The 26,241-nt window shown below is 56.5% G+C and carries 14 protein-coding genes; 13 read left to right on the top strand and 1 reads right to left on the bottom strand.

The features are described from left to right. Positions 1–93: 93 nt before the first annotated feature. The 8 genes from Poly21_RS10135 to Poly21_RS10100 all read left to right on the top strand — a co-directional run bounded on the left by Poly21_RS10135 (position 94) and on the right by Poly21_RS10100 (position 8,897). Entirely contained in the window at positions 94–1,257 is a 1,164-nt protein-coding gene (locus Poly21_RS10135) for a glycosyltransferase family 4 protein (RefSeq protein WP_146406689.1), read from the top strand. A gap of 54 nt (positions 1,258–1,311) precedes the next feature. Further along, entirely contained in the window at positions 1,312–2,685 is a 1,374-nt protein-coding gene (locus tag Poly21_RS10130; protein ID WP_302118377.1) for an asparagine synthetase B family protein, read from the top strand. 144 nt (positions 2,686–2,829) lie between these two features. After that, positions 2,830–4,002, top strand: a complete 1,173-nt coding sequence (locus Poly21_RS10125; protein ID WP_146406687.1) for a glycosyltransferase family 2 protein — start codon at positions 2,830–2,832, stop codon at positions 4,000–4,002. A 1-nt stretch (position 4,003) separates the two neighbouring features. Then, on the top strand, positions 4,004–5,257 hold the full coding sequence (locus Poly21_RS10120; protein ID WP_146406686.1) for a glycosyltransferase family 2 protein: 1,254 nt from the start codon (positions 4,004–4,006) through the stop codon (positions 5,255–5,257). Beyond that, the gene (locus tag Poly21_RS10115) at positions 5,254–6,240 is read left to right on the top strand and encodes a polysaccharide deacetylase family protein (RefSeq protein ID WP_146406685.1); all 987 of its coding nucleotides are present in this window, start codon (positions 5,254–5,256) and stop codon (positions 6,238–6,240) included. Before Poly21_RS10120 ends, Poly21_RS10115 begins: the two co-directional genes overlap by 4 nt. 106 nt (positions 6,241–6,346) lie before the next feature. Further along, positions 6,347–6,475, top strand: a complete 129-nt coding sequence (locus tag Poly21_RS27355) for a hypothetical protein (protein ID WP_302118374.1) — start codon at positions 6,347–6,349, stop codon at positions 6,473–6,475. Between the two features lie 80 nt (positions 6,476–6,555). After that, complete coding sequence (locus Poly21_RS28285; RefSeq protein ID WP_146406684.1) at positions 6,556–6,846, top strand: DUF559 domain-containing protein; 291 nt, start codon at positions 6,556–6,558, stop codon at positions 6,844–6,846. Further along, complete coding sequence (locus Poly21_RS10100) at positions 6,843–8,897, top strand: hypothetical protein (RefSeq protein ID WP_146406683.1); 2,055 nt, start codon at positions 6,843–6,845, stop codon at positions 8,895–8,897. The genes Poly21_RS28285 and Poly21_RS10100 overlap by 4 nt, the downstream gene beginning before the upstream one ends. Positions 8,898–9,116: 219 nt before the next feature. Here Poly21_RS10100 and Poly21_RS10095 read toward each other — a convergent pair whose 3' ends face one another. Beyond that, a complete protein-coding gene (locus tag Poly21_RS10095) occupies positions 9,117–12,986 on the bottom strand; it encodes a G8 domain-containing protein (protein WP_302118372.1) in 3,870 nt (1,289 codons plus the stop codon). 709 nt (positions 12,987–13,695) lie between these two features. Between Poly21_RS10095 and Poly21_RS28280 the strand changes: the two genes are divergently transcribed. The 5 genes from Poly21_RS28280 to Poly21_RS10075 all read left to right on the top strand — a co-directional run bounded on the left by Poly21_RS28280 (position 13,696) and on the right by Poly21_RS10075 (position 26,145). Continuing rightward, a complete protein-coding gene (locus Poly21_RS28280; protein WP_367302537.1) occupies positions 13,696–14,034 on the top strand; it encodes a Rossmann-fold NAD(P)-binding domain-containing protein in 339 nt (112 codons plus the stop codon). An 89-nt stretch (positions 14,035–14,123) separates the two neighbouring features. Then, complete coding sequence (locus Poly21_RS27350; RefSeq protein WP_302118371.1) at positions 14,124–14,276, top strand: hypothetical protein; 153 nt, start codon at positions 14,124–14,126, stop codon at positions 14,274–14,276. A gap of 196 nt (positions 14,277–14,472) precedes the next feature. Further along, positions 14,473–24,174, top strand: coding sequence for a type I polyketide synthase (locus Poly21_RS10085; RefSeq protein ID WP_146406681.1), 9,702 nt, complete (start codon positions 14,473–14,475; stop codon positions 24,172–24,174). A gap of 690 nt (positions 24,175–24,864) precedes the next feature. Beyond that, the gene (locus tag Poly21_RS10080; RefSeq protein ID WP_146406680.1) at positions 24,865–25,203 is read left to right on the top strand and encodes a hypothetical protein; all 339 of its coding nucleotides are present in this window, start codon (positions 24,865–24,867) and stop codon (positions 25,201–25,203) included. Between the two features lie 63 nt (positions 25,204–25,266). Next, positions 25,267–26,145, top strand: coding sequence for a PEP-CTERM sorting domain-containing protein (locus Poly21_RS10075; RefSeq protein ID WP_146406679.1), 879 nt, complete (start codon positions 25,267–25,269; stop codon positions 26,143–26,145). Positions 26,146–26,241 lie beyond the last annotated feature (96 nt).

Raw genomic sequence — 26,241 nt, 5'->3', positions numbered from 1 at the left:
TCGAGTTCCCTGCGGTCGAGTTCCCTGCGGTCGAGCTCATTGACCCCGGGATCCAAATTCTCTTCGTATTCCACCTCTTGAGCCCCTGTTCGTATGAAAATTCTTTATCACCATCGAACCCGCGGAGACGGTGCCGAGGGAGTGCATATCAATGAAATGATCGGCGCGTTTCGAGAACTGCGCCACGAGGTGTCGATTGCCGCACCCCGCGGTGCCACGAAGGCGTCGGGACTGGCGGCGTCGCAACCCAGTCGGCCGCCCAGCGGGTTCAAGGTATTTCTGAAACAGACTGCGGAAATTTTCTACAACGTCGTCGATTACTTCCGCGTGCGTGCGGCCGTGAAGAAAGCCCAGCCGGACTTCATCTACGAACGATATTCGTCCTATGATTTCGCTGGCGTGATGGCGGCGAAGCATTTGAAGATCCCGATCATCGTGGAAGTGAATGTCACCTACGCTGGACGTTTTGGAGCACGGTTTCCCGTTATCTATCGCGGGCTCCTCAAACGTGCTGAGTCCTATGTGTTACAGCATGCCGATGGCATCGTGGTGGTTTCCGAGGCGCTCAAGGAGTGTGTGCTGGATGTTCGCAAAGATGACGCGACGACCATCGTCACACCCAATGCTATCAACTTAACGCAGATCAAAAAACTCGATCACCATGGACTTCGCACCACGATGCGTGCTGAACTTGACGTTGAAGACAAAATCGTGATTGGTTTCGTCGGATCATTGCGGAAATGGCACGGCATCGACTTCTTTGCCGACGCCATGACAGCAATTGTCTCGCAAACAAAGAATGTGTACTTCCTCATCGTGGGTTCCGGAGAGTATGAAGACACATTGAAGGCGAAGATCAAGGACGCCAAACTCGAAGAGCATGTCAATCTGGTGGGCCCCGTGGCACACGATCAAGTCTATTCCTATATTGCCGCCATGGATGTTGGAGTGATGCCCGATTCCAATGAGTTTGGCTCGCCGATGAAGATTCTCGAGTACATGGCGATGGAATGTGTTGCCGTCGGACCTGATCTTGGCCCAATTCATGAAATTATTCGCGATGGTGAAACCGGCTGCATTTTCAAGCGTCGTGATCAAGCGGACTTTGTCTCGGTTTTGATCAACCTTTGTGACAATGTAAAGAGGCGAAAGCAAATTGGCGAGAACGCCAGACGCGATGTACTGAACGAACGCACTTGGAATCGAAATGCCAGCGATGTGCTGGACCTGTTCCAGCACTTTCGAACTGTCTGTTGAGGACTTACCAAGCGACAGTAATGTCGCCCAGCCAAGGTGAATGAGATGATTGAAATGGAGTTAGAACCGTTTGATCAGCAACGATATGTGGCCGAGATCGCAACCGGCAAACCTCAGGTGCGCGACGGGCGTTTGTTATCCAAGCCAAATATGCTCTCAGATGTTTGCGTCAACCGAGACGCGTTGGCCACCCTATTGTATTCGGGCACCATCTACCCGCCGCAAACAATCTTTCAGGATCACACTGCAATAGGCATGGGCGGTCGCCTACGTATTGATCAAGACTCAATCCATTATGAGAGTGACGCCAATCTTTTTGCTGACGGTGGGGGAGCATCAGACGATGTCTTTGACTGCATTGATTTGCTCGCGGAATCGATTGAGCGGAGTGACCTAGACGTCGACAATGCGACGCTACTGTTGAGCGAAGGCAAGGACTCCACCGGAATCGCTCTCGCCCTTGCGCAGTTAGGTCGACGTGTACCCTGCTTCACATTCGCTAACGCCGACAGCAATGTAGAGTATGTTGAGTTCCTTGCCAGGAAACTTGGATTTCCATTGACGGTATTTAGGTATCAACAAATGGCGATTACCGAGGATGCTCTCGACCGACTTGGCTCAGTATTCGAGCCGACGACGGATCAAGCATTTCTCTCCTTTTTGCTACTGCCGATGGAGCGATTTCAAGGACAAACGCTACTCGATGGAATGGGCAATGATCTCTACATGGGGCACCTGCCTTCGGCAAACCAGTACCACGCAATGCGTCTGTGTAGCCGCGTAGAAAAGATTTTTCCTGAGGGTGTGAGAAATCGATTGCGGGACATGCGAAGTTCAGATCACCCGTCCAGTGGTGTCCCATTTCGCAGCTTTACAGAGTGCCAAGGACTGTACAACGGATTGAGTGAATCCTTAATATCAGCGAGCACTCATGGAAAGGTTCAAAAACTTACTGATTTGGACCGCGGATGGAAATCACATGGCTTTGAGCGATCCCGCGCACTCAGTCGCGGGCGTTTTTTGGACAACTACTCCTATTCGGGGAAGTCGATCGCCCTTGCTGAAATGGCGGATGGGCGAGTCTACTTTCCGTGGGCTGATCCTGGAATTGCAAAACGCTTCCTTTCGACCAACGATCAAGACCGGTTTCAATGGCCTACTGTCAACAAGTTGATGTTGCGCAATGCGATAGCAAAGCGGATTGACTACCAACAGCCAAAAGTGGGTTTCAAGGCTCCGCTGGCGGAGATTTTGACTTGCAATAGACTTTTAGTCGAACGATCGATCGATAGCTCTCGTACGATTGGAGGCAGTTTGAAAACATTTCTCAAGGGATTAAGACCTACTAGCCCGCGACTTTCCTGCGTGTTTCTCTACACGCTGTGGGAAATGGCTCATAACCAGCGAGTCAGCGTGTCTCGTGCATAGGGCATACTCAAGTAAGCGTTTCAGATGCTCGAACACACTCCAGAGTGCTAGACAGCAATTTGTGCGTCAACAAACTTCTTTGGAAAAGAGCGCAGGCGTGATCGACGATGTTAAGGTGGCAGCTAGATTCGCGTGGGAAATCCGATGTTGGTTGTGCACGTGCTGGTTGTGATCCAGTTCGCGTTTTGGATTGCTGCGATCGCGTTTTTAACTCCGCTGGCATTGTACCCACTCTCACTGTGGTTGTTGTCGCAGTTGAAGCCGGTGCGTAGGCCTGGGAAGGCGTTGCCGACGGCGACGTTGGTGATCAGCGCGTACAATGAACGCGAGGTCATTGGCGAGAAAATCCGCAATGCGTTGCTGTTGGATTATCCCGCCGATCGGTTCGATATCATGGTGATTTCAGACGCCTCGGATGATGGCACCGACGACATCATTCGTGAGTTTGACTCTGACCGTGTTCAGGGGTGTCGGATGGAGCAGAGGGCGGGCAAGTCAGCAGGTCTGAGTCGGTTTTGTCCCAGTGCAGCCGGTGACATCTTGGTATTTACGGATGCTAATTCGATGTTCCATTCCGATGCGCTATCGCACCTGCTCTGTCACTTTGATGCCCCCGAGGTAGGTTACTCGGTCGGTCGCCAACTGTACATTGATACAGAGCATGCGGCTTCCTGTGATTCGGAGAACATCTATTGGTCGTTTGAGTTGCTGATGAAGCAATGGGAGAGTCGACTCAGTAGCGTGGTCGGCGCTGACGGAGCGATCTATGCCTTGCGAAAGGAGCACTTTGCTCCGCTCGCGGCAGAGGATATCAACGATTTCCTATTGCCATTGCAGGTCATTGCCAAGGGGTTTCGCGGTGTGTTCGATTACCGCGCGGTTTGCTTCGAAAAGGCCGCTCCAGATTTCGCGGGCGAGTTTCGACGCAAGAAACGGATCGTCAATCGCAGCTTATACGCGCTGTTGAAGGTGCCGGCGGTGCTCAACCCGTTTCGCGTGGGATGGTTCGCCTGGCAAGTTGTTTGCCACAAGCTGCTGCGGTGGCTCTGCCCTCTGTTCATGGTCATTCTGCTGGCCACATCGGCGGTCTTATCAGTGTGGGAGTGGCAGCAAGGAACACTGGGGATTTACAGTTCGGCACTGCTCTGCCAACTGCTGGCCTACGCTCTGGCGGGACTCCACCGCGTAAAGTATTTCCAAGCGATACGGCTCGTCTACGTTTGCTATTATTTTTTGATGATTAATGTAGCCTCTGCCCAAGGAATTTGGATGCTGGCGCGGGGGCAGGTGATCGGCAAATGGAAACCGGAGCGTTAGCGTGTTCGCAGTTCCGCCCATCGTCGTCACAATTCTTGCCATTGGATTCTGGGCGTGCATGTTGGTCTTGCTGCATTCCTATGTGGTCTATCCCATGCTGGCTCGTTTGATTTGCCGCGGGCAGCGGCGGCGAATAACTGCTCAGCCGGGGGCGTCCCTGGATGCGGGAGACGGCCGTGTCTGGCCGGCGATCAGTGTCTTGGTTCCCGCATTCAATGAAGCGGATGTGATCGCGGGCAAAATTGAGAATTTGATGGGGTTGGACTATCCCGCCGATCGAATCGAGATTTTGATCTTCGATGATGGTAGTTCTGATCGCACCGTCGCGGTCGCGGAGCAAGCGATCTCGGGAGTTCACGACGGCGTCACAGTCGAGCCCGCGATACGATTGATTCGCGGGATGCAGCGTCGAGGTAAGGCGAGTGCGGTCAATTCACTCGCCGGTGAGGCGCGGTATGATCTATGGCTGCTGACGGACGCGAATGTAATCATGGATCGCCAGGCGCTGAAACATCTCGCCGGGCAGTTAGAGGATCCGAAGGTTGGTGCGGTAACGGGGCCGGTGGTGCTGGTCGATAGCGGCGAATCGTTCCAACAGGGCGAGATTCTATACTACCAAATCGAACGATCCATCCAGGTTGCGGAGTCGTTGATGGGGTCCGTCATGGGGGTTGACGGGGGCATGTATCTCGTTCGTCGTGAATCGGTGCCACCACTCCCGCACGACACGATTTTAGACGATTTTACCGTTTCGATGGCGGTGATGCGGCAGGGCCAGCGGATCGTTTACTGTAAGCAAGCATACGCTACCGAATGCGGCACCGTTTCGGCGAGACAGGAGTTTCGGCGGCGCGTTCGGATTGCGGCGGGGGCCGTACAGCTCGTCGGTCGTGGGTGGCTACCGAAGGTCAGTCAACCTTGGCTATGGTTCGAGTTTGTTTCCCATAAGCTGATTCGGTGGATGTCGCCGGTGTTATTGATTTCCGCGGCGCTGGCGTTGTTCGGTCTTGGTGTGTTTTCAGGTTCGACGGAGCACTCCGGGTATCGCTGGGCAGCCGTGTTCGGCGCGGCGGTTTCCGTTCTGGCCCTCGCCGTTTCACTCCTACCTGTTCTCCAACGCAGCGCCTTGGGCAGCGTGGTCCACTACCTCGTCCTCAGCCAGGTTGCGATCGGCGTGGGACTCATCAAAGGAATATTTCACATGCAGCCGCCGCAATGGGAAAAGGCCGATCGAGTGATGGAGCGCAGCCAATGAACGCGCGATCAACCATCCGCTTGGTCGTGAGTGTCGATACCGAAGAGGAGGGGTTGTGGAACGTGGGATTTCCGGTTCGCAACAACACGACAACCAACCTACGCGGCCTCGCTCGATTTCAAGCATTGTGCGAGCGGCACGGGATGCCGCCGACCTATCTCGTCACTGCGCCGGTGTTGGATGACGAACAGGCCGTGGCCGAAATGTCGAAGTGGCAACAGGAGTCGCGGTGCGAGGTCGGTGCCCACTGTCACCCGTGGTGCAACCCGCCGATTGTCGCCGAGCAGGTTTCTTCGAGGGAGTCGTATCTAAGCAATTTGCCGCGTGAGCTGCAGTACGAGAAACTGGCATGGTTGACCGATGCGATCGCGGATCGAATGGGGGTCCGGCCCACCTCGTTTCGCGCCGGCCGCTACGGTTTCAGTTTTGTGACGGCGCGGTGCCTCATTCAGCTCGGCTACACAGTCGATTCGAGTCACCTGCCGTTGTTCGCGTACCCAGAGGATGGTGGTCCTGATTTCCGTATGCATGCACGTCTTCCGCATCGCTTGGTCGATTCGTCGAAGCCCGGATCGCTGATTGAAATCCCCGTGACAACGGGATTCACACGGCCTGGCTATGAGTTAAGGCGCAGGATTTATCAACAGACAAGGCAACCGATCCCGCGCAAGTTGCGATTGGCCGGGATCGCCGACAGGTTAGGGATCGCCAGACGCGTCAAACTGAGTCCGGAGGGGACGCAGACGGATGATTTGAAGCAGTTGATCTCGGCGGGAGTTCGTGACGGTTTGCAAACGTTGGTGTTGATGTTGCACAGCAGTTCGTTGGTCGCGGGCTGTTCACCGTACTGTGCCAGCGAGGCGGATTTTGAGCGGTTCCTCAGCCGATTGGACAGCTGCCTCGGATTCGCACGAACCGAATTTCAGGCCGAGGGCGTGACGCTTACCCAAGCCGCGGTCGAGATCGATCAGATGCTAGACTGAGATCTCCACGAACCACATTCAGTCTCCCCTCTCCCCCGCGCTTCGTGGGGGAGAGGGGGCGGCGGTAAGGGGCCTACACACTGAACATCAAATCGCAATTTCATCCATGACCATCCCACGCAGCCGAGTACGCGAATCCGAACGAATTCAGTTCGCTCGCGAGCAGCGTCAGAGCGCCACCGAGTTCTCACGCGACGTGTGGGAACTCGTTCGCGCTCTGGCGATTACTCGGTGAAAAATTCCGCCGCGAGTATCCCGTTGGACCGTACACGCTCGACTTTGTATGTGTTGATTTGAAAATCGATTTAGAAATTGATGGGAAAGATCATTTCACGCCAGAGGGGGCGAGCTCGCGATGCACAGCGCGATGCGTATTTAGGAGCGCTCGGGTTTGAGGTATTGCGGATTCATGGATTTCGAGTGACGCAGGATTTGCATGGGGTGCGTGAAGAGATTGAAGCCCTGGTGCAGAGATTGCGAGTGAAAAGCCCCTCACCCCCCGACCCCTCTCCCCGCAGCGGGGCGAGGGGAGCCAGCGTGATCTCGTCGCCCCCCACTTCCCTTTTGCTCCGCTTCTCCCACTCTCCCCACCGCGTGCCATTATGAAAAATCGTCTCTTTGCGGTACTCGTTGTCATGTTCGCGGTCAGTGCGCACGTCGGCTGTCAGGATTCTTCTCGGGCAACAGCGGCAGAGTACGGCAAGAAAAACCGGGGCGATGCTGAAAACAATGTGGCGGCGTTGCGTGCCGCTGGGCATCCCGTTCCACCGGTGGATCAATGGTGGATTGAGCATCCCGACGCCGAAACACTCACTCAATCCTTGCGTGCTCCCTACCGTCAGGACGAGCGCATCTGTGTGCGACGGTTGTGGTTCCCCGTTCAGATCCTACCGGGCGAGAACGTCGACGACGCGCTCATGCAGCGAATCGTTAAAAATCCAAAGGGGCCCCAGCAGCTCGCACTGGCATCGCATTATTTGGCCGCGCTGGGAGAGGAGACCCAGGCGGAAGAGTTAATGGCGGAGGCGAGAGCTGAGTTTTGGATCGATCCGTGGCAGGCGTCTATCTACTGTTATTCGCGAGTCGCCAAATCGATGGCCGCGGTCCTCGCATTGGACTGGATTGAATGGCAAAATGCAGAGGAATTTGAGAGAGCATTTCTACGAGTCACGCAGATGCTAGGGAAAGAACTCGAGCTCACTGAGCAAGGCGGCCGCAAGTTTTCTGATGACGGGTACTGGAATGCAACGCACCCCATCTATTCCGCCTATTTTTTACAACAGCTACTCGCCTTGGCCGCATATGGGATTCACCCAGAAGGCGCAAGTCATCAATGGGCAGAGCAATTCATTGCGGAGATGTGTCGTCCCGAAAATACTGTCAATCCGACCGCTTACTCGACGTTCGAATTTGCCAACGTGCTTTCACTACTTTCACGCCGTGGTGGTGGGCGAGAGTATGGACAGAGCGAACGGCATACGGGTTTGGGAGGGTATGAAGATAGCTTTCTATCGGGTGCCGTGTTTCAGCTCGGAGCGGTCGATAGTGCTACCGATTACAAGTTCAATCTCATCAAGAGAAACTTGTATACGAGAACCCGCCACATCGGCTTGCTCTTTGAGCAAGACGGGCTTGTCCATGACCCCGAAATGGATCCCAACCCCAATGCAGCACTGCGCATCTTCGCCAAGTGGTATCGGGACGAGCCGGAGATTGGTGGAGCGTATCAATATTTTGTCGAAGATCAGGCGGAGCGAGCTAACTTCCTCGAATTCCAGGCCTTGGCCGGCCCGGCGCCTCAGTCGGTTGCTCCGACCTCCGAGTCGCGGGCCGAGCGTGTCGGTTCGCGCTGGCACTATCTTGAGAATCCCGCGGATCCGGAGTCCACGTTCCGGATGTGGATCACGAATCGCGACATCGAAAATTTCCGGATTTCTCCCGACGAACGCTGCTTGTTTTTTGCCAGTGGACAGGTCGGCTTGGTCAACGGACACGCCAATCGCACGTATTCGATCGATGCACTCTCCAACGGTGTACAGCTCTCAAAACGAGAGGCCAGTGGGGATCCGCATGTTGGCGACCCCAGTTTCTGGCCGATTCTGTCGAGCCATCATCCCTATTGGTCTGCGTCACAAGCGAAAACGGCTGAGCAGGTTTTAAAAGATCCCTTTTTCTTGGTCGGTGCCGATGGACCTGTTGAGCACGATGGGACTTGGAATTGGTCGCGGGACTACACCGATCTAATGACCCGTGAGAACAAATCTGAAATTGTAGGGGATGTCGGTCGCGCGGTAGCCGAGTACCGGATCACGCCGGGTGAGAAGAAAATGCAGATCATCGATACGATTCAAGCGGGTCCTGAAGTCTACGTCGGATGGCATTTCTCAACGACGCACGAACTACAACTTGTCGAGAATGGCTTTGACTTCGGGGATGAGTCCGACCAAATCCAAGTCCGTATCGAAGGCTTGGATGGCACGAAGCTAGAGCCAACCGTTCGCCAAGAATGGCAGCAGGACGGATACACGCTACCGCTGGATTGGCACAACATGGTCGGTGGTCACAAACGGGTTACGGAAAACATCGGGTACACACCAACCGAGCATCGCGACGAGTTCAAAGTGCGGGTGACGATCCAGGCCATAACGAAGGACTGACGCGAAATGTCACTGCGTGCTTGAAGTGATCTAGCATGTTAGAATTTCGTCGGTTTGGCGGTCGCACGGTTCGCGGCACATGCGGGCATGCGAACACTTAGTCGTGGATCGCTCCGCCGATCCATCCTCAATATCGCGATGCGGCGGCTGACGCTTCCATTGCATGCTGGAAAACGTTATCTGACCGCCTATTCTCACGAACGCAGGCTCTAGGGACACTCAGTTGAGCGAGGTGTCCAACCCAGCCAAATCCTGTGTGGCCAGGTATGCCAACAACGCATCGTCTTTTCGTTTCCACGGAGTCAAAGCGAGGTCGGACGGAGATTGTGGAACCGTCGATATTTGAACCTCCGCCATGCGTCCTCCAAACGTCCGTCCAATATCGCCGCTGCCACCGAGGGTGACACGTTGCCCACCGAATGTTGGATAGACGATGGTCACGCCCACGTTGGTCTTTGAATCAGCAAGAGCGCCGTTGACGTAGAGGTCGAGCCGGCCGCCGTCACGAGAGCCATCGAACACGCCGACGACTTCGTCGAATCCCCGGATGTCCCAATCGGTAATTCTGGCCGACACCCGCTGCGTTCCCGCCTCAGTGCGAACTGTAAACCAGTAGCCCTGCAGCGACCCTCGTTCGTCACTCATCGACCCACCGTCCTTAACGGTCAATGAATAGGCTTCGACACTCCCCGATTCGTATCGAATGAGCGGTTCAAAGCTGTTATTTCTGGTGGTTGGCTGGACAACCGCTCGCAGTGTGATCGCGGTGGTCGGTCGGTGGGCTGCAGTGGGCTCGATTTCCAAGCGTTGGCCACTCCAACGTCCTTGAAACTCTAGATAATTCGGCGATGCCTTCGGGGTGCCAATCATCGTGGCTTCGAACGCGTAGGTTGATCCATCCGAAACGTTTGTCGAGCCAGTGTTGAATTCCCAGTTGCCCACCAGTGGCGACGGACTCGCGTCAAAGACGACGTCGAAGCGAACACGCATCGACGCTTGGCCGTTGCGGCTGTCGGTGGCAAAGAAGTTAATCGTCCGCGAGCCAGATTGATCGTTCGACGGTTGCCAGACAAACTCGCCGGTGTCTTTATTGAGCGTCGCACCGGTGGGTAGATTGTCAGACGAATATTCAACGATGTCGCCGTCCGCGTCAGTCGCTGCGAGGTCGAGTCGGAAAACCGAGTTCGCCACGAGAGCTTGTGCGGCAACGGGTTGGAGCACGGGGCGATTGTTCGGTGGCACAACGCCAAAGATCGGGAACGGGAGTTGGAGTTGCAGTTCACTGGAGGCACCTGATCCGGTCGTAGTGATAATTTGTCCTTGGATTTCGAAGTCGCCCAGATTCGGTAGAAAGCTGAGTTCGGCTTTGCCAGTTAGCTTGTTCAGGTTCAGGGTTTGCCCGTCCACGTTGACTTCAACTCCCGTAACGCCAGCAGGGTTACCGACGACGGTGTAGTAGAGTACCGGCTTGGAAAACTCCACGCGGACATTCATGAAGAGCAGTGGCTGCTCCAGCGGGTTTTGCTCAAACACCAAGCCATCGATTCCCATCGCTCGACCGCGAGTGAGAGCCGTTTCCCCGTTGTCACCATCAATCTCACGACTGGGTGCGACAAAACCGTTCGCCGCCACACCGTACTGCGCAAAACTCTCTGCATTCGTCAGATTGCCGCCAGGGCTAATCGGCTCGCCTTGAAACTCCGGAATCGTATCGGGTGCCTGCTCGGGGTAGTAGATTGAGAGGTCAAGCCCGTCGACGCCGTCGAAGTCGCGGAAGACCGTTGACTCGGGTAGGACAGCGTTGTCAAGGTACGCGGGAGTCCAGCGCAGCGTAATATCGTTTTGGGAGCCCGGACGTAGGCTATTGCCAAACGTCACATTGCTCATTAAGAAATCACGCACTCCATCGGCAGGGTTCTGGCCCCAGGGGATGACAAGAATATTTTGATCATTGTCAAAATGGCTGTCTTCCAGGAGAATGTCATCTGCCGAGCCGCGTCCGCGATTGAAATACCCAATCGTCATGTTCTGGACTTCGGCATGACGAACGATTGATGTCGCCGCGCGACTACCCGCATGAATAATTGCTGCGCCGACAGCAGGGTTGGATGGACCACCGAGGCTGGCACGAGCGCTGATCATCGCGGGGTCGCCCCGTTGCAGCCAGCCATCGACAACGTAATCATCGGCGTAATAGAATCGGATACCGACACCCGTGACGTGCCAGACGGTCGTGTCGATGAGAGTGTTTCGTCCGGCCGCGTCAGGGTAGAGACTGCGGTTACCCACTGACCAGAGCTGGACGGCTGCGGTCGTCGCTCCGTAGATTTCATTGCCGCTGAAATCGTCGAACGGTTCGGCCAGCACGTTGATGAGGCGGGTTTGCGACTCATCGTGCATGTTTGCACCGGCAAATAGTGGTACGCGGACCTCACGGTACTTGCTGCTGTTACGTGTGTTCGGGATGTTATCCGGGAACACAACGAATCCGTTTCGCACTGCGTTGGCGACAACGTTGTCGGTGACCGAATTCATCGGCCCGGCAAACCAGAAGCCATCGCCTTGGTCACCGCGATCACTGAGGTTTTCACCCAAGCCGTTGAAACCGGTTTCGCCATCGTGGACGCCGACGACAAAATTGCCACTGATGGTGTTGCCGTACTCGCTGCCGTCTTCGGTCGCGACCGCTGCGCCTTTAACGTCGTGATACACGGAGTCAGCCGTGAGTCCAAAGTGGGAGGCGTGGATCGTGGTGCCCCACTTCAGGGCTCCGTCGATTGAGTTGCCGATGCCGATGGATTGGTAGCGAATACTCGTATCCGCGTGGGCAGCGTCGAGGGGAATACCTCCCATCGGTCCGCTGAGATGATGGTTATGGTCACTGTACCGAGCGATCTGGTTGGTCCCGATGTGCGTGACCTGGCCATTGACATCGTACGTCGTGTTGTCGATTGGGCCGACATCGGTACGGCCGAGATCCTGATAGGCCACATAACGAATGTCTTTGCTGGCGTCACCCACGAAGGCAACGTGCCCGCGAACGCCATCGGGATTCTCGCTTCGCAGGACAACATTACGGCCGAAATTCGCGATATGCGGGGCAAGCGTGACGCCAGCGGTTGTTTGCGTCGGCGTGCCGTCGGCATCGCGGGGCCCAACATGATCAAACTGGAGCGGGTGATCCACGACAATGGAGTTGGCCGTTACGGCCACGATGGTCGCGGTCTCTTCCTGGGACTCGTATGTGTAGTAGTTGGGTGTGTCAACCGGATTAGTTTGACGCGTATCAGGGATGACAATCCTGTCGCCCACCTGCCAATCTCCCACATAGCCTTGCGCTTCGATGGTGGTAGAGCCGGCCAGCACGTCGCCCGCGGCACGAACAAACGTGTTCTGCAGAGTATGACCGTGCATTTCGGCCTTGCCCAATACGATCAAGCCATTGCCCCACTGCGACGGATCGATCCCGGGATGCTCGACCGTTCCCGTCTTGAAGTGATGTCCATCGGCTTGCGGTGTATCAGTAAATACGACCTCGGCTGTCACGCTTGCGTTGACGGGGGCCACGGCAGTACCGATCGTCAGCGTGCCAGCAGGCATTACCATGAGTTCGTTCAGCCACACCGACGTGTGGGAGTCGGTCGCAAACTTCAGCTCGCCGCTCACTTCGATGGCGTCGAGCCGCATCGTTGAATCGATGTCATAGGTTACCAACCGGCCGGCGGGGATCGAGACGATCGCATTGGCACCAGGGACTTGACCACCCTGCCATATCGACGGGTCCGACCAATTTCCGTCGCGAATCGAAATGAATGTGGGGTTGGCACCAAAGCGAGGAATGTTGTCATGCATCGTGACCACCGCATCGGGCGTGATCTCGAACATGCTATGTCCCATGTCCATGCTCTGCATCGTCATTTCGCCCTCCACCATTTCGCTGGTCGACGTCGCCGAGACGATGGCTGGACTGAAACTCGGCATTGCCAGGGTGCCAAAATCCGGCACGGCGAGATCATTGGCGAGCAAACGACGGGACTCAAGAGATTCGAGCCTCAGTCGGCGGTTGGATCGTGGTATTCGTAAATTCATGCGATGTCGGGTCTGTGAAGGCGAGGAGAATTGATGCCAGGAGGAGATGAGCGGGCGTAGTGCAGGCCGGAATATTGAATGTGGAGCGGGACTAGGCCTCGCGAAAATCATAGCAAAGCGCCGAGCAGCCAGAGGCATTCGGCCACGCGCACGGCAGGCCAATCTAAGATGGAAACTCCCATCCGTTCATTGATCAACCATAAAACGCACTCAGGACCCCTAGACGCACACATAGTGGGGCAATACTACCCTTTACAGCCAGAACTTGCAATACCACCGATTCCCGTCCATAAACTTTAAGTTAGTTCGGCGGGATGATGTGATCCGCCGTTTGTATTGGGTAATTGAGATTCCTAAAGCGATTCGGCGTCCCACGGAGTTGCGTGTTAAAGTGCTTCCTCGCACCTCATCGCCGATAAACTCTTCACCCTGAAACTTGGAATTTGCATGTCGATGATCACCACCGAAGGGATCTGCCAATCTATCGGCGAAGCAGCTTCGCGGGTCGGATGCTTGGTTTGGGGAATGTGGGCTTGCCGCTGACAGATGCCTTCGTGACCAAGGGTTTTCCTGCATTGGGTTTGACGTCGACCACAGCTAGGTTGACTCGTTGCAGGCTAAGTAGAGCTACGACTAGCACATCGGCGACCGTAAACTGGCGGATTGGATCGACCAGAGGCGGTGTGATGCGAGGGCGGACATTTCTCGTTTGGCGAAGTCGGATGCGCTGTCGATCTACGTGTCGACGCCACTCGACGATGCCCGCGATCCCGAACTTACCTATGTGATCAGTGCATGCAGGCAGATTTCGCGGCACCTGCGCGCCGGACAGTTAATCGTGCTCAAGAGTAGGTCCTTTCCGACGGCGACGCGGGATGCGATGAAACCGAACCTAAAGAAGTCAGGGTTGAGGGCGAGAGTGATTTCTCGAGGACGCCAGCGAGCCGATCCGCGACATGAAAGCCTGCATACCAGGTGTGCCGTACAAGAAGGACGTCGATCATCGGCACGAGAGTCTGTCGTTCGAACTGATGGAATCACTGCTTAAATAGGGGAACCTGCTGAACGACAGCGCCCCTCACATGCAGAAACAATTGGCGATGCGGCACTTCGATGGCCTGCCAAGAGCTGAGGGCGATGTTTTTCTCGCCGCAGGATGCGGTCTTGATCGCCACCGACCACACTGATTTTGATTATGACGCGACTGCTAAGCGCGCACCGCTCGTGATCGATACCCGCAATGCAGCGGCATACGTTCAGCAGCACCGAGAAAAAATTCCCACGCCGTGAGTTCGGGGTTCGCCGTTCTCCGAATTCGCGAAGAAAAACGCAGCTAATCCTTCAAGACGGACAAGGTGGCTGAGTCCCTCGATTTGCGAGCGGATGGATTCCACCGTCTAGCGACGGTAGCTACTTTTGCTGCGGGGCGTATGATTATCACGCTGTCAGACCAATCCATTTCGTTTCGAGCCGATATCGACAAGCCATGAATACGATGCACATCACCCAAGATGATGTCAACCGATTTGCCCAGTGGTCAGGCGATCGCAATCCGATACACGTTAATCCTGATGCGGCCAAGAAGTCATCGTTCGGGGGCACGATCGCTCACGGCGCGCTGACGACGATCGAGGCGCTCCGCTCCCTTCCTTCGGAACTCGCTCGCGGTCGCGAAATCGAGGGGCTTGATATCGAGTTTCGCGGCGAGGTCCGACCAGATCGGAACTACCCGGTCGAGAGCTCGTCGGAAAACGAGACGTCGACGGTCGTGACGGTCAGCGACGGGCAAGCGACGCGAATGACGGTGACGGCCACGTATAGGAATGGACTCACGGTACCGTCGACTGCTGCAGTGGTTGCCTGGATGGAGGAGGCGATGCAAGCGGGCGATCCAAGTTCTGGGGACGACGCTCCCGTGGCCTGGCAGCCCTACGATTTCGAGGCGGGTGCGTGTCATTACGGTCGACATCGATTTGGCCACCACGCCGCGGCCGAATCGTCGCTGACAACAACCCAGGAAAAAGTACTCGGGCTATGCAGTTTCATCGTCGGCATGAAAGCCCCTGGGCTGTCCTCGCTGTTCACGCGTCTGAGCATTGATTTTGCGGCGGCGGCTGCGGATTGTGGCGATGAAGTGGCGTATCGATTGACGTTCCGGGACTACGAACCGCATTTCCGTTTGCTCGAAACGGAGTTGGAGATCGCTTCGGCCAGCGGCGAGTTGATTGCCACGGCTCGGGTCCAGAGTTACGTCCGGTTTCCGCAGGCGGAGCCGGACCCCGCCGGATATGTCGGTGAGTTGACACTGCCGGCGCGTGAACTGGCGAGCAAAGTGGCGTTGGTGTGTGGCGCCAGCCGTGGTTTAGGGGCCGAATTGGCCGCGGCTCTGGGGGCGGCAAAGTGCAAGGTCTATCTCGCCTGCAGGCATCCCAATGAATCGACGAGGGCACTCGTCGAGCAGATCGATGCTGCCGGTGGCGCGGCCGTGATCGTCGCCGGCGACGTCGGCGACGCCCAGTGGTGCGAGCGCACCAAGTCTGAGATTCTCGCCGCAGACGGTCGCCTTGATCTGCTGTTTTTGAACGCCTGCGCAGCACCTCGCTTCGGTGGTGTCGCAGGTAGTACCGAAGCAGACTCGTTTTCTTACATCGCCGAAAATCTCGCCCTGTCGAAGATTCCGCTGGCGAGTTTCTTGTCCTGCATTGCCGAAGTCTCAGGAGCGGTTGTGGCGATTTCTTCCTCGTTTGTGGATGAGTGTCCGGCGGGATTCGCTGACTACATCGGCGTGAAGATGGCCGTGGAAGGGCTCGTCAAGACGGCCGCTCGGGAGCATCCGAAGGTACATTTCCTGATCGCTCGGCCCCCGAAACTGCGCACCAGTTGGAACGATACGCCGACCAGTGCGATGGGGGCGATCCCCACAGCGGTCGCCGCGGCCCGCATTATCAACACCGTGGCGAGTCCCGATGATCGCACGCCTGTGGAGGTGCTCGATTCGTTTCCCTTCACCGAACCGGCGATCCGGCAGGTCACAGCGGAACCGGACCGACGCGTCGTGCTCTGCTCGACGTTCACGCTCGATCCCATTGGCAATGGCTTGCAGCGTTGGTCGGCCGAATTGGATCTGCACCTCGGTATCGAGTTCGCGCCCTATGCGCAGGTGCTCCAACAGTGCCTCGATCCAGCTAGTCTCATGTCGCGCAGCTCCGACGGGGCCGTGATCCTGATCCGCGTCAGCGATTGGTTGCGCGAGTGGAATTTGGATGACGCGGACGCTGGGGACGTGGAACGCCGGTTACGTGCGGCTGCCCAGGAGTACATCGACGCCATCAAGACACACCGCTCCTTCGCCGCCGGTCCAACGTTGCTGCTGATCTGCCCAGGGACCGTTAGCGGCTACCTGCTCGAGTCGCTGCTGCACGAAATCGAACATCAGCTGCGAGATTCGCTGAGTGAGATACCGGGGCTGACCTTGATCGAGACGCGTGATTGTCACGCCCTCTTTGAGATCGATGGCACGCAAAATATTTTCGACGAGTTGCGCGACGAGATCGCGCACATTCCCTATCAGGATGCTTACTACTTCTTCCTCTCGGCACTGATCGCTCGCTTCGTCCATCGCCAGAACGCACCGACCAAGAAAGTCATCGTGCTGGATTGCGATAATACGTTGTGGGGCGGCGTCGTGGGCGAAGTCGGCGCGGAGGGAGTTCGATTTGACGAAGTGCATCACCAATTGCATCGGCGACTCCTGCAATTGGCAGAGAGTGGCATGCTGTTGTGTTTATGCAGCAAGAACGAAGAGCATGATGTGTGGTCGGTGTTTGACCAACGTTCCGATTTTGGAATCCCACGCGATCAAATTGTGGCTGCCGCCGTGAATTGGTTGCCGAAGAGTCAGAACATTCAAGCCTTAGCTGAGCGTTTGAATCTCGGTTTGGATAGTTTTATCTTCCTCGACGATAACCCGGTGGAGTGCGCCGAGGTGCGCAGCGGGTGTCCGAGTGTGCTGACGATCCAGTGGCCGACGGACGCCGCATCGGCCACCAAGCTACTGGATCATTTTTGGGAGCTGGAGGCCCGAGACGCGACCGCGGAAGACAAACGGCGGACGCAGTTATACCGCGAGGAGTTCTCTCGCCAGGACTCGTTGCAGAGTGCGGGGAATTTCCAAGAGTTCATCGATTCGCTCGATCTGAACATCGATATTCAAACGCTATCGGATGCGGACCTGGCGCGCGCCTCGCAACTCACCCTGCGCACCAATCAATTCAACTTCACCACCCTGCGGCGCAGTGAAGCCGAATTGAAGGCGTTGATGGCCGACCCGAACGTTGTCTGTCAAACGGTGCGGGTGCGCGATCGGTTTGGCGACTATGGGTTGGTCGGGTTCTTGATCGGGGCCGCGCAGGATGATGCTCTGCTCGTTGACACGTTCCTGTTGAGTTGCCGTGTGCTGGGGCGGGGCGTCGAGCACCACATGGCAGCCAACCTCGGCAAAATTGCCTGCGACCGGGGTCTCTCGTTGGTGAACTGGCGGCATGTTCCAACCGATCGAAACACACCCGCTCGATCCTTTCTGGGGCTCGTCGCCGACGCGCAACCGCCCGAGGACGCCGGGGGTGTTTGGGAATGCGGCACGGATGCGGAGGAGCTTTCCAGTTTCCACTTTCAAGCCGCACAGGCAGACACCCCCACGGCCGATCCCAAACCGGACGCGTCACCCACCGCCAATCAATCGCCGACACTTTCGACCCGGGATCGAGAGCGTCAAATTGAACGCATCGCCCAATCGCTTTCGACCTACGCACAGTTGGAGATCGCCTGCGGTGGCGAGCTCACCACCGCTGAGGCCACCCCCGCAAATCTCGACGAGATTGTCGAGCAGGTCACCACCACGTTCGCCAAGGCTCTCCGGCGGTCCACTGGCGAGATCGCTCACATCGACCGACTGGAGGCCCTCGGCTGTGATTCGCTGCGGATTGTGGAGATCACGGTCGCGTTGAGTAAACAGTACCCTTGGCTACCCAAAACGCTGTTATTTGAGCACCGCAGCGTTTCCGAAATCATCGCCGCGATTACCGAGGTCGCGTCCGGTCAGGCCACACGCCAGCTCGCGGGCAGGCCCGCGATCAATGAACCTCGCCCAAGTGCTGCGGAGATCGGCGACATCGCCATTGTTGGGATCGGAGTTCGGTGTGCTGGTGCGGATACCGCCACGGAGCTCTGGTCGATGCTGACCGAGGGACGCAGTGCGGTCGTACGCGTACCGGTCCAGCGTGATTCGTCCGTGGGCATGCTACAGGATGAAAGAGATCATTTTGCGGGATTGGTGGCAGGTGCCGCTAATTTTGACGCGGAATTCTTCGGCGTGTCGCCACGTGAAGCTGAATATATGGATCCGCAGTTGCGAATCGTGCTGGAGAACGCTTGGCATGCGTTGGAAGATGCAGGCGGCCTGGGCGATCAATTTGATGTGGCAACGGGTGTCTTCGTCGGCGTGATGTATTCCAGCTACGGTCGGTTTGCCAATGCCGTCGCGACCCAGACGGGGAGCCTCTATCGCTGTTGGGAAGGATTCAGTTTGGCCAACCGCCTTTCGCAGGTTCTGGGATGCAACGGGCCGAGTCTATCAATCGATACGGCGTGTTCCTCCTCCGCGACGGCGCTGCACTACGCGTGCCGGTCGCTCGCCGATGGCGATTGCTCGACCGCCGTGGTCAGCGGCGTGAATTTGATCGTCGACCCGAACCGGCTGGTCCAGCTCGGCCGGCTCGGCATTTTGTCGCCTTCGGGTCGATGCGTGCCCTTCGGTGACGATGCCGATGGAACCGTGATGGGGGAAGGTGCCGTTTCCGTGGTGTTGCGGCCACTCGCTGAGGCCCAGCGCCGCGGCGATCGAGTTTATGCGGTGATCAAGGGCACCGGCATCAGCTCAGGAGCTGGTTCAGTCGGATTCACCGCGCCCAACCCGACTGCCCAAGCGATCGCAACGCGGCGAGCCATTGTCGCTGCAGGTGTCGATCCGCGCACCATCGGTTACATCGAAACGCATGGGACCGGCACGGAGTTGGGCGATCCGATCGAGGTCCGTGGTCTGGAAATGGCCTATTGCGCCCCCCAGCTTTGGCAGTCCGAACTGCAGGTCCGTCACCAGTGTACGATCGGATCGATCAAGCCCAACGTCGGCCATCTTGAGGCCGGGGCTGGCTTGATGGGATTGATAAAAACCGCTCTGCAGTTGCATCACCGGACGTTGGTGCCGAGTTTGACGTCCGATGCCCCTAATCCGCAGATACCCTTTGGTGATCTGCCCTTCGACATCCAGCGGCAGTCTCGCCAGTGGGAATCCATCTCAGCATCACGCGCGGGAGTGAAAATTGACCTGCCGCGGCGGGCGGGTGTGAACTCGTTCGGCGTCGGTGGGTCTAACGTTCATGTGATTTTGGAGGAGCCTGATTCGGTACCGGCACGCGAGGACGCTAACGCCGACCGGTCTGCGCACCTTCTGACGCTCTCCGCAACATCCACTGCCGCGTTGCGCCGGCAAGCACCTGCCTGGACTGATTCTCTGACAACGCTCGATAGAGAGAGGATTGCTGACGTCTGCTATAGCGCGAACGTCGGTCGCAAACATCATCCCGTTCGAGCGGCGATCGTTATTTCAAATGAGCATGATGCGGCAGAACAACTCCAACGCATCACCGAGGGGTTGCAAGTTCACGACGGCATGCAGCTCACGGACGCCGATACGATTGTCAATCCTCGAATCGCGTTTCTATTTACGGGGCAAGGCGCTCAATATCCGACCATGATGCACAACCTCTATCAACAGAGTCCTGTGTTTCGTGCCGCCTTTGATGAATGCGCCAACGGTCTTGATTCGCATCTGAACAAACCGCTGCATGAGGTCATCTTTTCGGGTAATGCCGCAGATCGCGAGCACTGCATTCATCAAACCGGAAATACTCAGCCTGCATTGTTTGCAATCCAGTATTCCCTGTGGAGGCTCTGGAAGTCCTGGGGCATCGAAGCCGATGTCATGCTGGGACATAGCATCGGTGAGGTGGCAGCGTACTGTGTTGCCGGTGGCTGCTCGCTGCAGGACGCGTTGCACTTGGTGGTCGCTCGGGGCAGGCTCATGCAGGCCTTGCCCGCTGGCGGCACGATGGCGTCGATCGGTCTCGATTTCGAACACACGCAGCAAGCGATCACCGGGAAAGGTGAACGAATCTCGATTGCCGCGATGAATGGGCCTATGCAAACCGTAATCTCGGGCACGGTCGATGCGGTCAACCAAACCCTCGAGGAACTCAACGCAAACGGAGTCAGAACCACGCCTTTGTCGGTTTCACATGCATTTCATTCCGCCCTGATGGAACCGATGCTAGATGAATTTGCAGACGTGCTGCGTGGACTCTCGTTGGGGACACCGCGAACGCCAATCGTCAGCTCGGCGACAGGCCAGCTCATAACCGATGAAATGTCGAAGCCGGAATATTGGTTACACCAAGCACGCAACCCCGTCCGATTTGTCGAGGCGATGAATACTCTCCACGCCGAGAATGTCACCCATTACGTCGAACTCGGACCTCACCCGGTGATGTTGGGCATGGGACGTGAGTGTTTGCCTGACGTTGAAGCGAGATGGATGCCGAGTGCACGGCGCGGCGCCGACGACTGGTCGACCTTACTGGATAGCCTCGGTCGATTGTACGTCGACGGCCTGGATGTCGATTGGGCGGGTTTGGATATGCCCTATTCGCGACGCCGCGTTGCAACACCGGGCTACCAATTTGATCCACAACGAATGTGGCTCGAAGAGCTCGAAAACGGGAATCTAGCTGGACCACGTCACGATGGTGACCAAACGGCGTGTTTCGCTGATCCAATTTCGCAAGGTGAAACGAGTACATCTCGAAATGCGACGAGTCTGACCTACCAGCTCGATTGGCAAGCACTACCGCGGAAGCTGACACCGAGCGACAAAGAGACAGGCACGTGGTTGGTCTTGGCGGATCATGCTGCAGCGGCCCTAGAGGTTGCCGCCGCGCTCACGACGTGTGATTTACGCTGCATACCGGCAGTCGTAGCAGTCCCGCACCAAGATGTTTCCTCCGTTCCTGGCCCCCTCGGTGCTGGCCCCCTCGACAGCCTTGAGGTCAACGCCAGCACAGAACTTGTCGTATGCTTGTCGCAGCAAGCGTTGTCCGCGTTGATCCAAGAACATCGCGGCACCTTGGAAAGAATCGTTTATGCAGATTCGCCACCGACCGACATCTCTGACGAGACGCCGAGTCCATATTCACTTAGCACCAACTCCGTATTCCAACTCTCGCAAGTCGTCGCGGCCATCGGCAATACCCAACTCCCGCCACGCTGTGTTTGGATGGCCAGTCGAAATGCGATCTGCGTCAACGCCGCAGATGCATCGGCTCTCCGACTCAGTTCCTCGCCGCTATGGGGATTTGCGCGCGTTGCCGTCCTCGAGCACAGCTCGTGGTGGGGCGGGAGTGTCGATCTGGATGCGTTGGAGTGGAAGGAGCAAATCAATCGATTGGTCGATGAGATCCGATTCCCGTGCGCCGACGACCAGATTGTTTTGCGCGCCGAGCACCGGTTCGTGCCTCGGCTCCGTCCCCGCAACGCCGTACCAACCTTGCCCAATGGCGACGTCGCGTCGGCCTTACAGCTCGATCAAGGATGTGTGCTCATCACGGGAGGCCTGGGCGGTATCGGACTTGAGGTTGCCAATTGGCTGGCCGAGCAGGGTGCCCGGCATTTACTGCTGTCCAGCCGATCGAAGACCCCCTCAGCGGCAGCCCAAACGGCCATCGCGCGACTTCGTCAAAGCGGTGTGCAGGTATCGATTGTTGCGGCCGACATATCAACATCCACGGGGATCGATGCTTGCCGGATCGCGACTTCCGGCCAGCCATTAATTGGAATTGTGCATGCCGCTGGTGTCGACTTGCGGAAGCCAATCGCGGATACCAGCTATGCCGATGTCGAAAGCCTGCTGGCGGCAAAGGTCAACGGAACATGGCGATTGCACAATGCTTTTGACCAGCAACCGCTGCAATTCTTTGTTTGCATTTCCTCGATCGCTGCGGTCTGGGGTTCAGCGGAACGTAGTTTGTACGCCGCGGCCAACTCGTTTCTCGATGCATTCGCCCACTACCGTCGCGGCATTGGCAAGCCCGCGCTGTCCATTAACTTCGGACCATGGCACGGTGCGGGCATGGCCGACAGAGCCTCGCTTGCTGAACTATCCCGAATCGGAAACGATGGTTTAGATGCAAACGTGGCCTTGCAGCAAGTCGCCGACCTACTCGCGCAACATGAAACTCAAGCCGTCGTCGCTGATATTGACTGGGCTCGTTTTCGTCCTGTTCTAGAGTCACGTCGTCCCCAACCGTTGTTTGCTGAATTAGGGCAAGTGGCTGATTCGTGCCAGGCAACGAGCTCCCGTGGCGAGATAAAAAAGGAATCGACCGATTCCGGTTATCCCTGGATTGAACAGCTGCAGGGTTTATCGGAAAACGAGCGGCACATGCGGCTAGCAGACCTGCTGAAAACAGAAGTCGCACGCTTGCTGCGTATCAAGGATCCGCAGTCGATCGCGCTCGATGGCCAGCTATTCGATCTCGGCATGGATTCGTTGACGTCGGCAGAGCTCGTAATCGGGCTACGCAAGCAAACGGGAGTCGGCAGCTCGACGCATCTACTGGCAAATCCAACGATCCGAGCCATTGCCACGACCTTGATGGCTGCGATCCGGTTTGGTGATACCTCAAATACCGATTCAAACGTACAAGCCGGGACATCGAACCGCGCAGAGGGCCCCGACACTTGGATCTCACAACTGGCGGGCACCGACGAAGATCGGACTGAAAGGCTGGTCGCGCTTCTTACGAAAGATCTATCACGCACACTGGGACGGAAATCGACTCATGACCCATCGGCAACCCAGCCGCTTGTTGATCTGGGGCTCGATTCGCTAGGGGCCGTAGAGTTCGCCAATCGAATTCGAGATCGGCTGCAACTCAACCAATCGCCTCGCGTGCTCGATTTCCTCCATCTGCGTGCCCTAGCCGCGCATCTCGTCCAGGGCATTCCCGCAGCGGTTGTAGCCGAGATTATTGGTTACAGCGAGGCCGTCGAACCGGCGTTATCCAACTTCCTCACCCAGGCATTCCCCGATCGTCCTCGGGACCTCGTCATGCCGCGTTGGAAATGGATGTTTCTCGAATCCGCCCAACGATTAGGTGTGGATCCGCAAGTATGGTTGTTCCAAGACGGCGACAAAATCGTCGGACATCACGGCGCCCAACTCGTTCGATTCGAGATCCGCGGTAAACAGTCCACCACGGCTTGGTTAATTGAAACGATGGTGCTGGAGTCACACCGCGACCGCGGGGTCGGAACCCGGCTGGTGATTCAGTCGTTGGAGGATATGCCATTCAACCTTTCGTTGGGGCAAACCGAAAACATGCGTGCGATCCTCGAAAATCTGGGCTGGAAACGCGTCGCGCCGCTGCAGACCTATTTGCTGGCGATCAATCCAGGGCGGGTTCTAAAAGGGAAACTACACCCGGCCGCGATTCCTGCCGCCTCCGCTTGGATGCGCCTGCGCGGCAAGGCACGTCGAATGCTCAGTCCTGCGTCATCTGTACACGCGACGGTTCGCCAAGTCACGCGTTATGATGCCCGTCATGACAGGTTGTGGGAGAAGGTTTCCGGATCCTATGGGTGTGCAACCGTCCGGGACGCATCGTTCTTGAACTGGAAATATGTCGATCAACCGGGGCAGTCGTTCACCCGACTAGAAATTTTAATCGACGATGAACTTATTGCTTGTGCAGTCATCTCGATCGCTGAGTCCGCGCCGCCCTACCACTATCGCCGCGCCTTCATTGTCGACCTGGTGGTTTCGACGGACCCTCGAGATCTGCAGTCTGCCATCCACAAAACGGTGGAGCATTGTCAGGGTGTCGGTGTCGACGCCGTAACGATGCACGTGATCAACAATCGAATTGAACAGGCGCTTGAATCGTATGGATTTCTAAAACGACCATCGACGCGGCATTTGCTCATCGCGACCGACAACTCGATCGATCGCCAGACGTTGCTCGAACCACATCAATGGCTGATCACGCAGGGCGATTCGGATATCGATCGACCGTGAAGATTCGGTAGCCCCTAAGGTGAGAATTTGTCGCTGGAGTATAGATCAAGTCGACGCGGTCAGCATTACTGATAATCTAGTGAGGTTTTCGGCGGTAGCCTTTCGGGGTACCAGCAGCACCGCCATCCCAGTCGCTCCTAAGTGTCCACCGCGGACACCAGAAACTCGCATTGCGGGCAGAAACTCTGGGCTCTTGACGGGTAGTGATGTCGAGCCCTTATTTGGCTGCTGAGCACGGGAGTGGGTCGGACGCGGTGACCGGGACACCGAGCGGACAGTACTGGTATGCACATCCCGTAGATCCAATCGCCACAGTGAAGCCTTCAAAGACATCGACCGCTCTGTGTCTCAACATCTCTTTTCCAGATATTTAGCTGAGTTGATCGGGACAATCGATCCAAGCAATGGCCCCTGGCGGAACTAGCTATTTCGGGCGAAGTCCAGCGTTTACAACGGCAAAGCTTATCCCAAGTCCCTAGTCGCACCGATAACATCCTCTGGGAAACAGCCAAATTGCTGTAAAATCGCCCTCTTCCATTGACTTCTTTAGGCGACCGATCCTACCATTCACCGTCGCCAAGATAGACAGGTTCACACGAACGCCAAATCCACTCGCAACTAACTGTTCCCTCGAAAATTTTCGACGGGGGGCAATTGACACCCCTCACATGGTCGTCTATAAATACTAGCATGTTCACTCGCCTCCTCCTCGCTGTGATTCTCTCTGCTCTCGGAGCGCACTGCGCCTCCGCAGGGGTTTTGGTCAGTGCCGAGCAGACGCCTCAGGCGGTGAATTCCATGAGCATGCCGGTGGAGGATGACTCACCGATTGCCCTACCCGCTTTGGAGAAGGGCGATCTTGCTTGCGAGATGACGCTCACGTCGAGCTACTCCGGCGCATCCAGTGTTGCGATGAGCGACTGGACGTCAATGCTGCCTGCCGAGGCTCCACTATCGGAAGTGATACGAGTATGGAGTTCGACGCTACCGACGTGCCCCTTTCTGGAATCCAAATTGAAACCTGCGTAGCTGAGGGACTTGATCAATTGACCAAGTTTTTCACTCACAGTTTTTCAATTTAGGAAATTTCACATGTTACGTAAGTTTTTATTTGTCGCTGCGCTAGCGATGTTTGCGGTTCCTGCACAAGCAGGTGTCTATGGAAGTGCTCTGATTACCACGTCGAATATGCGGGTCCAGCGTTCGGATACCGCTGGCGGTACATTCACTGATATCGGCCTCCCAGGCGTGAATATCACGACCACTACGCTGGGTTTGCGCAACACCGTCAATCTGACAGGTTTTTCCCAACTTCAACTTGCCGACTCCTCTAACGATCCATTGTCGCCTCCAGATGCAGCACAAGCATTCCTGCAAACGGGTGGCGTAATACCTCCAGGCGAGAATACGTTCGCTACAACGACTCCCGTCGCGGGACTTGCAACAGCGTTCTCTAGGTCCGACACCAATGCGACTGGTTCGCTAGTTAGTCCTGGAGGGTTGAACCTGTCTTCTGTTTCAGAAGTTGAGGCTGTTGACTCTAGCCTTGGCAACTCAATCGGTTCGTCTACGGGTTTCGCCCTGTTTGATTTCACTGTGGCACAAAGTGGTTACTACCGAATCATTTTTGATGCGAACGTTGAGGCAACTGTCAGCTCATTAGGGCTCCCGGCGAACCGCATCGCTACGGCAGGCACTTCTTTAACCATTCAAGTTAATAGTGGTGGCATCTCTTTGAATGACTCTAACCTGTTGAACGTGGCACTTTCGGGAAATGACAGTGTTAGCCAGGACCTCGATGACCTGATCACGGGCACAGTATTCTTGGAAGCGAATGTAAATCATCAAATAACAATCAGCCAAATTTCACGGGCCAGTGTTGCGGCTGTCCCAGAACCGGGAACAATGCTAGCATTCGCGGGTATCGTAGTGGCTGGTGGGATCGGGTTCCGTCGACGGAAACGCAGCTAAGCTAACCGCTTAACCTCGCATTGAGATTCCCACTGCAGGAGTCACATCGCAGCCATGTCGGTAGTTTGCCGACATGGCTGGTTCTTTGAGTAGACG

The sequence above is a fragment of the Allorhodopirellula heiligendammensis genome, assembly GCF_007860105.1.
Taxonomy (GTDB): domain Bacteria; phylum Planctomycetota; class Planctomycetia; order Pirellulales; family Pirellulaceae; genus Rhodopirellula; species Rhodopirellula heiligendammensis.
The sequence above is the reverse complement of the archived record's forward strand: the minus strand, read 5'-3'. Positions and strand labels throughout refer to the sequence as shown.

Bases quoted from the DNA above. Each gene is read 5' to 3' on its own strand.
- Poly21_RS10135 (WP_146406689.1), top strand. From the start codon at position 94: ATGAAAATTCTTTATCACCATCGAACCCGCGGAGACGGTGCCGAGGGA.
- Poly21_RS10130 (WP_302118377.1), top strand. From the start codon at position 1,312: ATGGAGTTAGAACCGTTTGATCAGCAACGATATGTGGCCGAGATCGCA.
- Poly21_RS10125 (WP_146406687.1), top strand. From the start codon at position 2,830: ATGTTGGTTGTGCACGTGCTGGTTGTGATCCAGTTCGCGTTTTGGATT.
- Poly21_RS10115 (WP_146406685.1), top strand. From the start codon at position 5,254: ATGAACGCGCGATCAACCATCCGCTTGGTCGTGAGTGTCGATACCGAA.
- Poly21_RS27355 (WP_302118374.1), top strand. From the start codon at position 6,347: ATGACCATCCCACGCAGCCGAGTACGCGAATCCGAACGAATTCAGTTC.
- Poly21_RS28285 (WP_146406684.1), top strand. From the start codon at position 6,556: ATGGGAAAGATCATTTCACGCCAGAGGGGGCGAGCTCGCGATGCACAG.
- Poly21_RS10100 (WP_146406683.1), top strand. From the start codon at position 6,843: ATGAAAAATCGTCTCTTTGCGGTACTCGTTGTCATGTTCGCGGTCAGT.
- Poly21_RS10095 (WP_302118372.1), bottom strand. From the start codon at position 12,986: ATGAATTTACGAATACCACGATCCAACCGCCGACTGAGGCTCGAATCT.
- Poly21_RS27350 (WP_302118371.1), top strand. From the start codon at position 14,124: ATGTTTTTCTCGCCGCAGGATGCGGTCTTGATCGCCACCGACCACACT.
- Poly21_RS10085 (WP_146406681.1), top strand. From the start codon at position 14,473: ATGAATACGATGCACATCACCCAAGATGATGTCAACCGATTTGCCCAG.
- Poly21_RS10080 (WP_146406680.1), top strand. From the start codon at position 24,865: ATGTTCACTCGCCTCCTCCTCGCTGTGATTCTCTCTGCTCTCGGAGCG.
- Poly21_RS10075 (WP_146406679.1), top strand. From the start codon at position 25,267: ATGTTACGTAAGTTTTTATTTGTCGCTGCGCTAGCGATGTTTGCGGTT.